The 15,244-nt window shown below is 36.3% G+C and carries 19 protein-coding genes; 17 read left to right on the top strand and 2 right to left on the bottom strand.

The genetic code is table 11. The features are described from left to right. The first annotated feature begins 45 nt into the window (after window positions 1–45). The 17 genes from RYK20_RS01465 to RYK20_RS01385 all read left to right on the top strand — a co-directional run bounded on the left by RYK20_RS01465 (window position 46) and on the right by RYK20_RS01385 (window position 14,424). On the top strand, window positions 46–387 hold the full coding sequence (locus tag RYK20_RS01465; RefSeq protein WP_314894151.1) for a hypothetical protein: 342 nt from the start codon (window positions 46–48) through the stop codon (window positions 385–387). A gap of 5 nt (window positions 388–392) precedes the next feature. Then, complete coding sequence (locus RYK20_RS01460; RefSeq protein ID WP_314894150.1) at window positions 393–683, top strand: hypothetical protein; 291 nt, start codon at window positions 393–395, stop codon at window positions 681–683. Window positions 684–694: 11 nt separating this feature from the next. Continuing rightward, the gene (locus RYK20_RS01455) at window positions 695–907 is read left to right on the top strand and encodes a hypothetical protein (protein ID WP_314894149.1); all 213 of its coding nucleotides are present in this window, start codon (window positions 695–697) and stop codon (window positions 905–907) included. A gap of 66 nt (window positions 908–973) precedes the next feature. Further along, on the top strand, window positions 974–1,264 hold the full coding sequence (locus RYK20_RS01450; protein ID WP_314894148.1) for a hypothetical protein: 291 nt from the start codon (window positions 974–976) through the stop codon (window positions 1,262–1,264). Window positions 1,265–1,433: 169 nt separating this feature from the next. Beyond that, a complete protein-coding gene (locus RYK20_RS01445; protein WP_314894216.1) occupies window positions 1,434–1,745 on the top strand; it encodes an SH3 beta-barrel fold-containing protein in 312 nt (103 codons plus the stop codon). 212 nt (window positions 1,746–1,957) lie between these two features. Then, entirely contained in the window at window positions 1,958–2,413 is a 456-nt protein-coding gene (locus tag RYK20_RS01440; RefSeq protein ID WP_314894147.1) for a hypothetical protein, read from the top strand. Window positions 2,414–2,523: 110 nt separating this feature from the next. Then, complete coding sequence (locus tag RYK20_RS01435) at window positions 2,524–2,709, top strand: hypothetical protein (RefSeq protein ID WP_314894146.1); 186 nt, start codon at window positions 2,524–2,526, stop codon at window positions 2,707–2,709. A gap of 53 nt (window positions 2,710–2,762) precedes the next feature. Further along, window positions 2,763–3,398, top strand: coding sequence for a phosphoadenosine phosphosulfate reductase family protein (locus RYK20_RS01430; RefSeq protein ID WP_314894145.1), 636 nt, complete (start codon window positions 2,763–2,765; stop codon window positions 3,396–3,398). Beyond that, complete coding sequence (locus RYK20_RS01425) at window positions 3,376–4,071, top strand: hypothetical protein (protein WP_314894144.1); 696 nt, start codon at window positions 3,376–3,378, stop codon at window positions 4,069–4,071. Before RYK20_RS01430 ends, RYK20_RS01425 begins: the two co-directional genes overlap by 23 nt. Window positions 4,072–4,094: 23 nt before the next feature. Further along, complete coding sequence (locus tag RYK20_RS01420) at window positions 4,095–4,529, top strand: hypothetical protein (protein WP_314894143.1); 435 nt, start codon at window positions 4,095–4,097, stop codon at window positions 4,527–4,529. After that, a complete protein-coding gene (locus tag RYK20_RS01415) occupies window positions 4,510–5,682 on the top strand; it encodes a PBSX family phage terminase large subunit (RefSeq protein WP_314894142.1) in 1,173 nt (390 codons plus the stop codon). Before RYK20_RS01420 ends, RYK20_RS01415 begins: the two co-directional genes overlap by 20 nt. Beyond that, window positions 5,682–6,473 (top strand): hypothetical protein, encoded by a 792-nt coding sequence (locus RYK20_RS01410; protein WP_314894141.1) that lies wholly within the window; start codon window positions 5,682–5,684, stop codon window positions 6,471–6,473. Before RYK20_RS01415 ends, RYK20_RS01410 begins: the two co-directional genes overlap by 1 nt. 5 nt (window positions 6,474–6,478) lie before the next feature. Continuing rightward, window positions 6,479–10,750 carry a hypothetical protein gene (locus RYK20_RS01405; protein ID WP_314894140.1) on the top strand — a complete coding sequence of 1,424 codons (4,272 nt, stop codon included), beginning with the start codon at window positions 6,479–6,481 and terminating at the stop codon, window positions 10,748–10,750. Between the two features lie 21 nt (window positions 10,751–10,771). After that, window positions 10,772–11,083 (top strand): hypothetical protein, encoded by a 312-nt coding sequence (locus RYK20_RS01400; RefSeq protein ID WP_314894139.1) that lies wholly within the window; start codon window positions 10,772–10,774, stop codon window positions 11,081–11,083. Continuing rightward, a complete protein-coding gene (locus tag RYK20_RS01395) occupies window positions 11,067–11,387 on the top strand; it encodes a hypothetical protein (protein WP_314894138.1) in 321 nt (106 codons plus the stop codon). The genes RYK20_RS01400 and RYK20_RS01395 overlap by 17 nt, the downstream gene beginning before the upstream one ends. 38 nt (window positions 11,388–11,425) lie before the next feature. Then, complete coding sequence (locus tag RYK20_RS01390) at window positions 11,426–12,814, top strand: phage portal protein (RefSeq protein ID WP_314894137.1); 1,389 nt, start codon at window positions 11,426–11,428, stop codon at window positions 12,812–12,814. Window positions 12,815–12,849: 35 nt separating this feature from the next. Then, the gene (locus tag RYK20_RS01385) at window positions 12,850–14,424 is read left to right on the top strand and encodes a hypothetical protein (protein ID WP_314894136.1); all 1,575 of its coding nucleotides are present in this window, start codon (window positions 12,850–12,852) and stop codon (window positions 14,422–14,424) included. 178 nt (window positions 14,425–14,602) lie between these two features. Here the strand turns inward: RYK20_RS01385 and RYK20_RS01380 are convergent, their stop codons facing one another. Both RYK20_RS01380 and RYK20_RS01375 read right to left on the bottom strand, forming a co-directional pair. Then, window positions 14,603–14,806 carry a hypothetical protein gene (locus RYK20_RS01380; RefSeq protein ID WP_314894135.1) on the bottom strand — a complete coding sequence of 68 codons (204 nt, stop codon included), beginning with the start codon at window positions 14,804–14,806 and terminating at the stop codon, window positions 14,603–14,605. Continuing rightward, the gene (locus RYK20_RS01375; protein ID WP_314894134.1) at window positions 14,803–15,180 is read right to left on the bottom strand and encodes a hypothetical protein; all 378 of its coding nucleotides are present in this window, start codon (window positions 15,178–15,180) and stop codon (window positions 14,803–14,805) included. Before RYK20_RS01375 ends, RYK20_RS01380 begins: the two co-directional genes overlap by 4 nt. Between the last annotated feature and the right edge of the window lie 64 nt (window positions 15,181–15,244).

Raw genomic sequence — 15,244 nt, 5'->3', positions numbered from 1 at the left:
CACTGTCAAAATGAAACAAGTATAACAATTAAAAAAATAACTATTATGAATACTTTTTATGTTACGAATGTAGACAAAAAGAAAAAAACAATTACAACCTATGAATTAACAGATGAATTGGTTGAAGAAATTAAAGACCTTTTAGAAATATTCAAACCAAACCCAAATATAGAAGAGTCATTAGGTTTTAAAAGACTTCTAAGTTTTAGCAAATATAAAATGCTATATTTATCAGTTGTTTTTGAAAAAAATGGTCTTGGTCGAAGAGAACTTATAAATTTTCTTGAAAATCTAAGTGAAAATGATTTTAAAGATTTCAAAAAAAGCATACCAACCTTTAAAAATAGAAATCAAGTTAGAGAATATATATGTAAAACAAAAAAATAACTATTATGAATACATTAGAATTAAAAGACCTTAAAGCAGGTAAGATTTATAAAAGAGTAGACAAAAATTATTACACAGAATATATTGCTTATGTACAAGTAATTTCAGAGGGGTTACGAGGTTATTGTAACTATATTTTTATAATATATAATGAACAAGGTGAAGTTGATTACTTCTATGTTAATAAGAATTGCCAATTAAAAGAGATTCAAACTCTTTATGCAAGATATGAACTTTCTACTGAAAAAGAGTTTAAAAAAGCAGTAGAAACAATTAAAAATAGTCTAACATTTTAAATAACACGAATATGAAAGCAGTAGAAAAAAAACAAGAACCTCAAATATTTTTTGAATGGTGTTATAACAATTATGAAGTACGCACCAAGTTAGAGCTCAAGGGGCGTGGTATAAAGAAGTCAGAATATACAGAAGGTATCTACTTCGTAACACCAAAAGCACTCGAAAAACTTGAAGCAAAATACACTTGTGCCCGTTACGATGTTCATTCATTAAATAACTAACATCAAAGCCCTGAGCAAGGCGCAAAAAGGCTCAAAAATTTAATAACAATATAAATACATCATATAATGCTAACATTAGAACAAATTCAAAATTATCAATCAGAAATACAAAAAATAGAACTTTCTGAAAGTAACTTTAAAAGAGTAAGAAAAATAGCTAAAGCTATCAATTATGGTCTTACATTCACTGAACTTATAAAATATATCTTAGAGCACGAAAAAGCTATTTTAAATAATGACTTTCAAAAAGCATTATTTATTGAAACATTATTTGAAGATATAAACTATCATAGAGAATTAGAATATCTAAGAAAATGCGATTATGAAAATGTTGCAAATGTTTATTTAAACAATTAAAAACACCTACCAAAATGAAAAATATATTACCTACTTGTTACGATTACAAGAAGTTTCTTGAAGAAGCAGTTTTAAAATTCGATATTTCAATTAATGAGGCTCGAAAAAAATATGGTCTCTACACTTATGAACAATGGCAAAAACTATTAAATAAATAAAATTATGAAAAATACAGATAAAAAAAACAATATTTGCCCTCGCTTGGCAATTCTTCAAACAAACAGGCTACTCTTTTTCAGAGTGTCTCAAAAAAGCGTGGCAAAATTTCAAACTAAAAAGTAAAATGAAAAAACAAATCGTGCGATTTTACTTTCTAAAAGTAGACGGCACCATCAGAGAGGCTTGGGGTACGATTTGCCCTGATATAATACCACCTACAGAACACACCACTAATCGCAAAGCTAATGACACTGTACAGGTGTATTATGACACCGAAAAGCAAGAATATCGCAGCTTTAAAAAATTCAACCTTGTAGCATAAAAAAGACCCTCGCTTTTGAGTGGTTAAAATTATTTTTCGTACCTTTGCAAGGTATCAGAACAAAAAAAACACAAAGAAAATACAAAGAAAAAACAAACGGCGATAACAGCCCTTTGCGACCTATATCGTACCTTTGCCCTATATACCAAGGGTATATACAGGGTCTTTGAAATAGTGAAACACTTACAACATTAATCTAAAACATTAAAAAAATGACAATAGAAATAAACGGCAAACAAGTAGAGGCATACCACCTTATAATGAAAAAAGAAAACGCCCTTGATATTCTCAATGGCAAAAAGAAAGTAGAAATACGAGCTTTTTCTGAAAAGTACAATGATTTATTCATTGATAAAAAACTATACAAAGAATATCAGAAAGACCTCGAAAACCCCAACGGTTCAATGACCATTGAAGACACGCTTAAAGATACTGCTTATATCTATTTTACTAATTACAACAAAACATGGGAACTTATTGTAGAGATATTAGATATAGCAGTCTATCAAATGACAAAAGAAGATATTGAGGTACTGAATGAAGATTATGATTTTCACGACCTTGATAACGAGTGGCAGCAATATAAAGACCTAACAGAAGAAGAAATACCCATGTTTTATGGTTTAGGGCTTGCTGATGTAGTATCTCATAAAGGGGTTATCTCATAAAGGGGTTATCTCATAAACAATACAATTAGTAATTTCAACCTAATAAAGGTCTGTAAGTGTAATAACTTTCAGACCTTTATTTATTGTTTAATCTCTAAACCTTTTTAATTATGGGTGAATTTTACGCAGTGCGTGTCAGTGGTGGTAAAAAAGAATACTATAAGACCAAAGCTGATTATCACGCAGGTAGAGCAAGGGCGCAAGACAGTGCAAGAAAACGAGAAGAACGAGCTTTAGGTAAAGCTCAGAAAAAGAAAAAGCAAATCAAGAAAGGTCAATCAATTCTTAACTTGTAATGCTAACTCGTGCCATTCAAACCATCGAGCAAATCGCTCAAAAAACTAACAAGGTGATACTATTTCACTCTATGAGTGGCAAGGATAGTATTGCCTTGTTACACTTGTTATACCCTCACTTTGACCAAATAACCTGTGTATTTATGTACGTGGTGAAAGATCTTGAGCATATTGCTCGTTATATGCACTATATCAATAAGAAATACCCAAAAGCAAGAATTATCCAAATACCTCACTTTGCGGTATTCTCTTACATAAAAACAGGACACTTGGGACACAGACAAAATGAAAAACAACGCCTTTATAACCTTGCAGAGCTTACTAATAATATACGAGAAAAAACAGCTATAGAGTGGGCTTTTTTCGGCTTTAAGCAATCTGATAGTATGAATAGGCGTGTAATGCTTCGTACTTATCAAGAGCAGGCTATCAATGAAAAGAACAAAAAAGTATATCCACTTTCCACTTACAAAAATAATGACATAATAGAATACATCAAAGCGGAAAAACTCATCACTCCTGAAAAGTATGGCAATAGCCAATCATCAGGTACAGATATAAATGACCTTAACTATTTGCTATTTCTGCGAGAAAACTACCCTAACGACCTTAAAAAAATAATCAATGAATTTCCATTAGTAGAACGCAAATTATATGAGTACGACTATGAAAAAACTAAAACAATCTGAGACTATCACGATAAACCGTTCTCAAATCAACCTAAATCCTTACAACCCTAAAAGACACACTGACAAGGAAATCAAAAACCAACTTGCTAACCTCAAAAAGGTAGGGTTCAACGGAGGTATAAAGTGGAATAAGGTAACAAAAAATCTTATAGATGGACATCGCCGTATTAAAGCGATGGATATATACTACAAATATGATGGTACTAATGAAACTGATTATCAAGTAAAAGTAGAAGCTGTAGAGTTTGACGAAAAAACAGAAAAGGAACAACTTACTTACGAAGCACTCGGTAATACTCGTGCTGATTATTCCCTTGTAGCTGAATACATCAACGATATAGATTATATCAACTTAGGACTAAGCGACTATGATATTAACGAGCTTTCTAATTTTATTGTTGATATAAACGACTATACTCCACAAGTAGAAACGTATGAAGACCTTATCTCCTCACAAGAGGAAGAACCTACGTACGAAGAGAAAAAGGAGCAGGTTAAACAGATGAAACAGCAAGTAAAAGAAAAAGCAATGGAGAAACAAAAGAATGAAGACGCTTTTATTACCCTTTCCTTTTCCACCTACGAAGCCAAATCGGCATTCTGTGAGATTATAGGGATAGACCCCGATGAACGTTTTGCAAAGGGTGAAATTGTCCTTAATATGATAGAATAATTTAACACTTTGAACAATCTATTATGAAACCTAATACAAATAAACCAAGCTTAAAAAAATTTGCAGAAATAGCAGAGAAATCAGGCGGGAATATATCCACAATAGCAAAAACTTTCAAGGTAAGCCGTACGACAGTATATCAATGGGCGAAGGAGGATCCGAGCTTTCAAGATGTGATAGACGACCAAAGAGGAAGGATATTAGACGAGTGTATTGCTACATCAAGGGTGTTAGCTCGAGGTATTCCTATCTTGGATGAAAACAAAAAAATAGTAGGATGGGAAGAGCGCCCAGATGGTCAAATGGTGCGTTATCTGATGAGTACGTTAGGTCGTAAAGAAGGATTTGGCGAAAATATAGATGTAACCACCGCTGGCAGCCCACTATCTCAAGGGATCACTATTGAAGTAATAGACAAGCGAGAACAAGTACGAACCGATGATAATACAGACAACTAACATATATACGAAAGTAGATAATGCGATTAAGCAAGGATATACTACTGTATCAGCACAAGGTAGTAGCCGTAGTTCCAAGACATACAATATCCTGATTTGGCTTATTGTCTATTGTTTATCACGTCCTAAGACACGCCTTTCGATTGTCCGAGCTACCTTGCCTGCTCTCAAATTCTCTGTATTTGTCGATTTCAAGGAGATATTGTACAAGCTAAACGTATTCGATGAAGATAGTATCAATAAGTCTGAAATGATATACACCTTTCCCAATGGTTCATGGGCGGAGTTCTTTTCTACAGATAGCGAGCAGAAGCTCCGAGGGCGCAAGCGTGATGTATTGTATGTAAATGAAGCTAACGAACTCAAGTTTATCGAGTTCCAACAGCTGAAAATGCGTACCACTCAATTCTCTATTGTGGATTATAACCCCTCCTTCTCTGATGACCATTGGCTTTGCAAGCTGAACAAAGACCCTCGTACCTATCACTTTATATCCACTTATAAGGATAACCCATTCTTAGAGCAAACGATTATTGACGAGATAGAGAGTTTGCAGCACAAAAACCGCTCCTTGTGGCAGGTATATGGATTAGGACAGCAGGCAATGATTGAGGGGCTTATCTTTGAAAAAGTTACCATTGTGGAGGATATACCTATTTGGGCAAAGAAACGTTACTTAGGTCTTGACTTTGGTTTTACTCACGACCCTACCGCTATCGTGGAGGTAGCTTTTTTAGACGATAAGGTATATATTGATGAAATATGCTATCAAACGCAAATGCTCACCAGCGATATTATCCAAGGCTTACGACAGCACCGTTCCTATAAGATTATATCCGAGAGTGCTGACCCTCGATTAGTGAAGGAAATAAAGAATGCAGGCTATAACATCACCGCAGTAACCAAAGGACAAGGCTCGGTTATGGAAGGGCTTACCAAGATGTTAGAGTATGAAATATGTATCACCCAAAGGAGTGAGAACATCATCAAAGAGTTTAAGAATTACACCTATGCACAGGATAAAAGTGGTGCTTTCCTCAATGTACCTATTGACGCTTTTAACCACGCTATCGATGCCACAAGGTACGTATTCTTAGAAGAAATATTAGGACAAAATCGCAAACCTAAAGACCTAACTGGTATATTTTACTAATGAAAATCAATAATACCGACATACAAAACCTAAATGCTAAACTTGTAGAAGGTTCATTAGCGAGCTTGCTATCCTATCCAGCCTTGAAGTCTTTGAACAAAAATGACTGGGCAGAGGAAAGTGGCTCGGAATATGACCTTTCAGCCCCGCAGTTATCAGCTAAGGAAATTACCCTACAGCTGTTATTACCTGAAAGTCTATATCCCAATTTGGTAACGTTCCTTTCAGTTCGTGCCTATGCTAATTATACCTTTGACTTTATCAACCTAACCTATCAATTACGACTGATTAGCCTTAGCAAAACCCAAGTCAGTGGAGGTTATGTAACAGCTGATATTCGTCTTTCTGATGATTTTCCCTTACAAGGATATACCTATCAAGCACCAACGTTAACCGCTCATAATGTAGAGACCTATATTGACGGCAAAAACCTAACCCAGTATGGTATAATCCTATTGGAGGGGACACAACAAGAGCTTATCACAGCAGGTAACACCAAAACACCTTATACGGCTCAAAATAGTACTATGAGTGGTCTTATAGCTACCGATGTGCCTATATACTTTCAGGAACGCACCGCAACGCTCAAATGCTTTATGTATTTGCCGATAACTGATTTTATCAAAGGATATTTTGCCTTACTCTATGACCTTGTAAGACCAGACGAACGCACCCTAAGCTATCAAGGGAAATCTTATAAGTGTATCTATAAAGACGGAAAAATTACCGAACTCTATATTGACAACCCTCTTATATGGGTCAAGTTTGATTTACAACTAACAATTATCTAAAGACTATGCAACTACACTTTAACAGCACCTATATAGACATCCTCCCTACCGATGAGAGCTACCGATACCGCTCCATTATGGGGGAGCATACCCTAAACCTATACTTTTCCTTATCTACTTACACAGATATACCTACTGGGGCATGGTGTGAGTTTCAAGGGGAACGCTATACCCTTAATCAACCTGCTAAAGTGGTGAAGCATAACACACGACACTTTGAATATACCTTAACAATGGACAGCGAGGGTGTAAATCTAAAGAATTACAAGTTTCGTAATCCAAACGATAAAACCCTTAAGTTTCCTTTCACAGCCTCTCCTCGCTATCATATTCAGATATTAGTAGATTGCCTCAATATGATAGATAGTGGTTGGCAAGTAGGTAATTGTATAGAAGCCTCTGAGAAACTCGTTTCTTACAACCATAACAATTGCCTTGAAGCATTGGAAATGATAGCCAAAGCCTTTGAGACTGAATACGAAATCAGAGGCAAAACTATTCATTTGCATAAGGTAGAGTATTTTAAGGATAATCCTCTACCCCTACAATACGGCAAGGGAAAAGGATTTAAAACGGGTGTAAGTAGAACCACAGAACAAAGCCGTATTACCCGCCTCTATGTACAAGGAGGAGAGCGTAATATTGACCGCTCTAAGTATGGAAACAAAGAATTATTACTGCCTAAATCACAAGAGTATGTATATGAGGGAATAACATTCCTTTCAGATGACAAAGGGCTATCTATAGCTATCAAGAATGCGCAAAATAACGGCTTTATCAATGAGCAAAGCCTTGATTTGTCTCATATATATCCTAAGCGAAAAGGTACAATTACAGAAGTCTTTGAAGTGGATCACGACAAACACTTCTATGATTTTACCGATACCTCCATACCTCAAGCCCTTGATTTCAATGCAATGCAAATCAAAGGTGAAAAAATGCTTATCTACTTTGAAAGCGGTATGCTTTCAGGTAGAGAGTTTGAGGTACAGAAATACGACCACAATCAAAAAAGGTTTCAACTCGTACCTAAAGAGGAAGACGGCACAACAATGCCTAATGACATATTCAAACCTGCCATAGGTGATGAATATTCAGTATATAATATGCAAATGCCAAACGCTTATATTTGTGATGATAACACAAAAACTGGTGCCAGCTGGGAAATGATGAAGGAAGCGTGCAAGTATCTGTATGAAAACCGAGCAGACCTATTCACTTTCACTGGTGATTTGGACGGAATATGGGCAAAAAAGAACTGGGCTAATGTAGGAGGTCGCCTCAAAATGGGGGGATATATCAATTTTTCAGACACCGAATTTCAACGTACCCCTGTAGCTATTCGTATCGTAGGGCTAAAAGAGTATGTAAATAACCCTTATAGTCCGCAAATAGAGCTATCTAACAAGGTACAAGGGCATTCTTTTTCTTCTGAAATGCGCAAACTCCAAAACCAAGAAGTATATTTTGGAGAAATGAACAAGAAAGCTATATCAGAGACTAAAAGAAGTTGGCGCAATGCTTTAGAGACGATCAAGCAGGTAGAGGAAGCGTTTCCTGAATATACCAAGAGTATTGTTCCTGTTACTGTACAGACGATGATGGCGCTTATAGGTAACAAATCTACTCAGTTTGATTTTGTATCCTCTAAGACAAATCCCATTACTGTGCCTCATACCTTGTACTTTGATAAAAACACCAAGCAAATCAATGCAGGCAGTGGATGGGTCAAGCATTTCACATTAGGAAGTAGTGATATTACCCCTAATCGTGATGCTAATAGTTACAAGTATTGGAATATTCCGGCTTTCGTATCAGGTAGATTAGACGATAAGGCAAAAACCTATTACCTATACATCAAGGCAAGTAAAGCATCTGAAATAGGTGAATTTATCCTATCAGAGAATAAAATAGATATAGAGCAAGAAGCAGGCTTCTATCATTTTCTATACGCTACCGTCAATTCAGAATATGAAGGAGAGCGAGGTATAGCAAAACACAATGGCTTTACAGAAATCACTGGTGGACAAATCAAAACTGACAAAATTACATCAGGAAATGGAGAGCAGTATATACACCTCTTTGATGACCATATAGAAATCAAAGCAAATCTTAAAATAACAGACGGCAACAAAACAGAAATAAAGCAACTTGTAAACCCTGATTTGCTTTCATTAGAGAGTAGGCTAAAGTCAAGCATTAAAAATATTCAGATTGGAGGAAGAAATTTTATATTGCACTCTGCTGATAGTAGGCGAATAAAAGGACATTATGTTGAATATTCTTTATCAAAAACATTAGAAAGAGGAAAGTATATAGCTTCTGTAGATGTTGAATTGATAAATGATGTAGGATTTATTGGAATTATTCCAGCAATCATAGGTCGCAACTCACCATACCCTACTAAAACATTACCAACTCAAGGGAATAAAAGATATATTTTTGAATTAGACATAACAGGAGATGATGTCAATGCAATCACATTATATCCTCAAAAAGGGTATGCAAACGAGTTTTATGGAATTATGGGGGAAGTAGTGTTTTCTAATTTTAAGTTAGAAAAAGGAAACATCGCAACAGATTGGTCTCCTGCTCCTGAGGATTTAGAAAGTCAAATATCAACCGCTAAAAATGCTACAGAGGCATACGCACGAGCACAAGCAGAACTCACCAAAGCACAAGCTATAGCTACAGCCGATGGCAAAATCACAGAGGTAGAACAAAGACAAATACAACAACTCCAATTGAAACTCCAAGAGGCTAAAACATTTGCTGAACAAAAAGTAAATGATTTGAATGTTGGAGGAAGAAATTTATTATATAACAGCAAGCAAAGAATAACCAATAGCTATTATAATATAGCAACATACCGATTAACAGAAGAGTTAAAAGTAGGTGAATTACTTACTATTACCATCAAAGGGCAATTAGGGACTGGTAAAATCGCTTTTGCTTTATATGACCAATTGGGAAATGTAGAACAATGTGCTTTATATGACAGAGGGAAAGGTATTTATCAGAATACATTTAATTATAAAGGATATAGAAATGGTGATAAAATGATACTTTCTATTTGGACTTATTATCGTACTGTTTCTGCTGAAAGTACGATAGAATGGATAAAGTTAGAAAAAGGTAATAAACCCACCGACTGGTCTCCCGCTCCTGAAGACATTGAAAACAAAGTAGCCGATATTCAAACAGACCTTACAACCGCTATCAACAACGCTAAAGCGCAAATTGAAGCTGAAAAAAGGAACATTGAAAACTCAAACACACGTATCCAGAAACTCGAAAACAAAACGCAGATATTCAGCGACACTCAAATAGACGGCAACGTGGTAGCAACAGGTACGCTTATAGTAGGGAATACACAAGGTACAAAAGCTGGTATTACGGGTATGGGAATGACTAATGATAGCATACGCTTTTGGGCAGGAGAACCTGATAAAAAACTACCAGTAGAAACTCCACAACAAGCAGAACAAAGACGCCGACAATCTGCTTTTTTAGTACAAGAAGATGGAACAATGTACGCTAAAAATGCGCATATATCAGGACAAGTGAATGCCACAAGTGGGAATATTGGATATTTTTATATCAATGATGAAGAAAATCACAAAAGAGGTAGAATATATGCAGGAAGTAGAAAGACTTCAGAGATAACAATTGGGAATATAGGTATTGAGATTGAAAGTGATTCACCTCTAAGTAAGCTATCTGCTTCTTTTGGTAATTTTAATTCAATGGTATTCAGTAATACTTATGCCGCTGAAAAAATTGACTACACAGGGAGCAGTTCTAATCGCATAGGCTCTTATATTAAAATGAGACCTCAATTAGTAGTATCTAATGATACCTCGTTAGCTCAATTTATAGACGGAAATATATTAAGTATTGGTAAAAGAGCTATTTATGAAGATGGATATATAGGAAATGCTTTTTTAAATGTTATTACTGATAATATAAAATACTCTCACACCTATATTTTCACAGGAGTTGTGAGTGAATTTACAACTGTAAATTTACCTGATTTTAATAGAATAAATCAAATAACAGGAAAGAGTAATGTAACTTTTGAACTTACTATTATAATGTCTATCCATGTGGAAGGAAGGAGCGTCAGAATACAAGGTGTTAATGGAGGAGCGTTACTAGATAACAATGGGAATTGGCACGCAGGTAATAACTTTGGATATATGGATATGGGTAAAGGAGATGTATTAAAATTGCGCTACTATAATAGTCATTATTATATGACAGTACATAGAAATTAACAACTCAAAACTTTAAAAATAATGCAAATCATTCAGAAAACAACGCGTATCATCGCACAAGAAGAAGTACAAGGAACAAATGTAATGTACTCTTATGAATTCGAAAAAGAACAAAATCCACAAGCAGTGGCGTTCTCTGTACAGAAAAATATTGAAACACAAGGAAGCTATCCTTATTTGTCTGGAACAGTAACCGAGCACGATTTCAATATGCAAAACAACAATTTCCAACCATCGGATATTGATTTGATAAAGCATATTCACACCACTTGCACAGCAATCATCAAAGGAGAAAGCACTGAAAAGCCAAAAGCCAATGATACGAAAAAATAGATTTCTCGTGCCAAAAGGATATAGGGCAATCACCCTATGTCCTTTCATCTTCGTTCGCAATGAAAGTGATAAGTACGATAAAGAGCTTATCAATCACGAACGTATCCACTTGCGACAGCAAAAGGAACTACTGGTACTCTTTTTCTATATCTGGTATTTCCTTGATTTTCTTTTCAAGTATTTACGCTATCGCAATTGGGATAAGGCTTACCGCAATATCATCTTTGAAAGGGAAGCCTACAACAACCAAAGCAACCTCGACTACCTCAAAGTAAGGGGTATATGGTGGTTTTGGGGACAATAACCAACGACTAATGACTAACAACTAACCGTTAATTAGCAATGACACTACAAGAACTAAACGCCCTTCCTGAAAGCGAGCGTATCACACAGCTCAAGAAATACCCAGCCAAGCGCCCCGATACACAATCGCTTATCAAGGATTGGGATTATACCCAGCACGATGTTTTTGATGAGGAATTACGCCCCAAGCGTAAGGTGCTCGTCAAAGAACAAGAAGAAAACAAAGATGGTACTATCAAGTCTCCCGCTCAATTCAAGTGGGAGGATGTCAATCGTATAGCTTTAGCCTTAGAGCAGGACATCGTCAATATACATACCGCATTCACAGTAGGCACACCTCCTAAGATCACAGCAAAGGCTACCGAAGCGACAGAACAAGAGCTTATGGAGTTACTTGATGGCATTCATAAAAAGAACAAAATTCGTTATGATAACAAGCGATTGGTTCGTTCGTGGTTTGCAGAGTGTGAGGTAGCCGAATATTGGTATGTAAAACCTGCCAAAGAGGACGATCCTAACCCTACCTATAGGCTTAAGTCTATGATTTGGTCGCCTTCCCGTGGGGATACACTCTATCCTTACTATGATGAGTATGGTGATTTGATTGCTTTCTCTCGTGAGTACAACAAAACTGATAGCAAAGGCATACAATCTACTCGTCTTATGGTAGTGGATAACCAAAATGTAACTATCTATAGCAATGGCACCCAAATAGAGCAGTACCCACACGGATTTTCCAAGATCCCTGTTATCTATATGAAGCGAGAACGCCCATTGTGTGATAAGATACGCACCCTCCGTAATCGCTTGGAAGTGCTGCTATCCAACTTTGCTGATTGCCTTGACTACAATTTCTATCCGAAAATGGTTTCTTCAGGTGAAGTTGTAGGCGTACGCAATAAGGGAATGACAAGTGAGATAATCCAACTTGAAAACGATGCTCAAGTATCCTACCTCACTTGGCAACAGTCTCCTGACATGGCTAAGTTAGAGTTTGATAACCTCACCTCTCGTTGTTATGCCCTTACTAACACCCCGCAAATCACCTTTGAAGCCTTGCAGGGTCTCGGAAATACCTTGAGCGGGAAGGCTTTCAAGTTTATGTTTATGGGGACACACATGGCAGTAAGCAACCACGCCGAGACCGTAGAAGAGTTTTTACAGCGTCGTATTAACTTCCTCCTATCAGCCATTGGCAGTCTTATCCCTAAATATGCTCCAGTGGCTAAACGGCTACAAGTTAATATAGAGATTGTCCCTTATATGATAGACAACCTTACTGAACGCATAGCCGATGCTGTTAGTGCCGTACAAGGAGGAGTTGCGTCACGCAAAGAGGGAATAATATTGGTAGGTATTACCGACAGGGTAGATGAAGAACTTGCCCAAATAGAGAAAGAAAAAGGAAAAGATGTGTTTAGTGACTAACGATAAATGACGAACCCTTAATCACTGAAAAAAATATGGACTTAGAACAGTGGAACGAATATCATCAAAACCAAACCGAGAAAGATGTATCCAAGCTACTACAGTTATTGGACGAGGTGCTGAAAATGGCAGTGCTGTATTATGGCGTGCAGGAGTTGAACAAGGGAAGTGATTTATTTACCTTTGCTCTATATCCCGTGCTTAATAAAAAGATAAACAGCCTTTTTGAGCGCTTCCAAAATACCTTTTCTCAAAAGATGAATTTCTATGTAGATAAGCACTACAATATCTCTCATAATAAGTTCAAGGATGTTTTTGGAGAGGTGCTAAAGTCAGGCAAAGCGGCTACATATACCCATGCCAGTATAAAGAAGAATTTACCCACGGAGGCTATTCGCTCGACTCGTGTATGGAACTTATCCAAGCAGTATCGTACAGAGATAGAAATGGCGTTGGATATAGCTATTTCAGAGGGCACACCAGCCAATGAATTAGCCTCCACCCTCAAGAAGTATTTGCGTAATCCTGATAATCTGTTTCGTCGTTATCGTGATAAAAACGGGGTATTACAATTATCTAAGAAAGCCAAGGAATACCATAGCGGGCAAGGGGTGTATCGCTCTGCTTACAAGAATGCCGAGCGTCTGGCACGTACTGAAATCAATATAGCCTATCGCAAGGCTGATATAGAGCGCTGGCAGTCTATGGACATGATAGCAGGGTACGAAATCAAGCGGAGCCGACACCCCTATGGCTGTGAGATCTGCGACATGATGAAAGGGGTCTATCCCAAAAGTTTCGTATGGGTAGGCAATCACCCTAATTGCCGTTGTTATATGACCCCAATTTTCAATGCCGACCTAAAGGGAAAAGAGCTTACATTAAACCCTAAACTGACAAACTGGATAGCCTCCCACGAGGATAAAATCACAACAGCAAGTAGTGTGCCGATGTTTCTGTGGGGAGTAGATAGTCAAAGTGAGGGTATATCCCAAAAGGTTATACAAGCAATACAGCCTTTTAGTAGGAGTACTTATGTAGCCTTTGAACCTTTCTCACCTGTGATTGTTGAGCGTTTGAAGAAGATAAAACACAACGCAGATAAGCAAAAACTACTACAGGAAATCATAGACGATAATAGGGCAAAACTCGTCTTTCAGCACGAGACAAACGGTGCTAAGACTGTTATCTTTGACCTCCATAGAGGTAAAGGAGAAAGCCTAAATAACACGTTAGAAATAGCAAAAGCACTTAACGAGAAAGGAAAATCAGTAGCTCTATTACCTGAGTATGATAAGATTAGCAGTGCAGATGCTATTGTAGAGTTCAAAAATAAATTAGTTATTGCTGATTTTAAGTATCTAAAATCAAAAAAGATAAACACTCTACAAAAAGAATTATATGAAGGCTTTGAGCAAGCGGGTACAATTGTCTTAAAATTAGAGAATGGCAATACTGATTTGTTTGTGCAATCTATTGAGTACCTGAAAAGAAATGAAAAAAAGTTAGGAGATATAACCTTAATTAATAAATATAACAAGGTCATTGAGATAACCGAAAAAGAGCTAAAGAAAGACAAATATAAAAAATTAATAAAAGGGTTTCTATAAAAAAAGACTGCCTTTTTAGACAGTCTTTCTAATAATGTTTTTAAAGGTGAAAGCTCGGCTTAACAACTATCACATGCGTATAGTATCGCATTCCCGCTCTCTGGTGGGATACCCCAAAAACTTTAAAGCCATTATTTGTATGGCAAAGGTACAACAATATTTTTAAATAGCAAAGAAATTAGGTTAAACTTTGAATTTCTTTGAGTTTTTCAATGTAGAAAACCTTAAGCTTTTGCAGGTCTTCGTCTGTGAATTTATTGTAACCTAATTGTAACCTCTTATGGGTTGTGGTAGATAACGCCTTACCAATAGCAATTGATACTTGCCTATCTGATAGCTCTAATAGTTCAATGATATATAATACTTTCTCTTGTGTGGTCATAATCCTTGCATTTGTGTTAGTCCCCAATCAAGATAGCTCTTGTACCATTGCCACGCTTCTTCAATGAATTGTTCTACGGATATAACAGGGGCATATATTCCACCTGTACTAATTACATTGTTCTGCACAACAATCAATCTGAATTGTTCAAGTGCATCATACACATATAACCGCTGGGGCATCTTCATATATTCATCATTAAGACTTACAATTTCACTATTCTCTTCAATTACCATTATTAGGCTCATATAATGAGGAGAGTATATGTATGTGAGGTCTATATTTGGCAAAATAGGATTTTCTGCTAATAAAAACTTAGGCATAACCACATCAGCTACCTCAAATTTTTGATTAAAAATATCATCTACATTCATATTGTTTTATTGTGTTAGTCATTTAGCAAATAATTGTATTATATAGTACAGGAGGATGTCCAAC

It is taken from the genome of uncultured Capnocytophaga sp. (assembly GCF_963525585.1).
In the GTDB taxonomy this organism is placed as follows: Bacteria; Bacteroidota; Bacteroidia; order Flavobacteriales; family Flavobacteriaceae; genus Capnocytophaga.
Note: the sequence above shows the minus strand (reverse complement) of the source record. Positions and strands in the feature narration are given on the sequence as shown.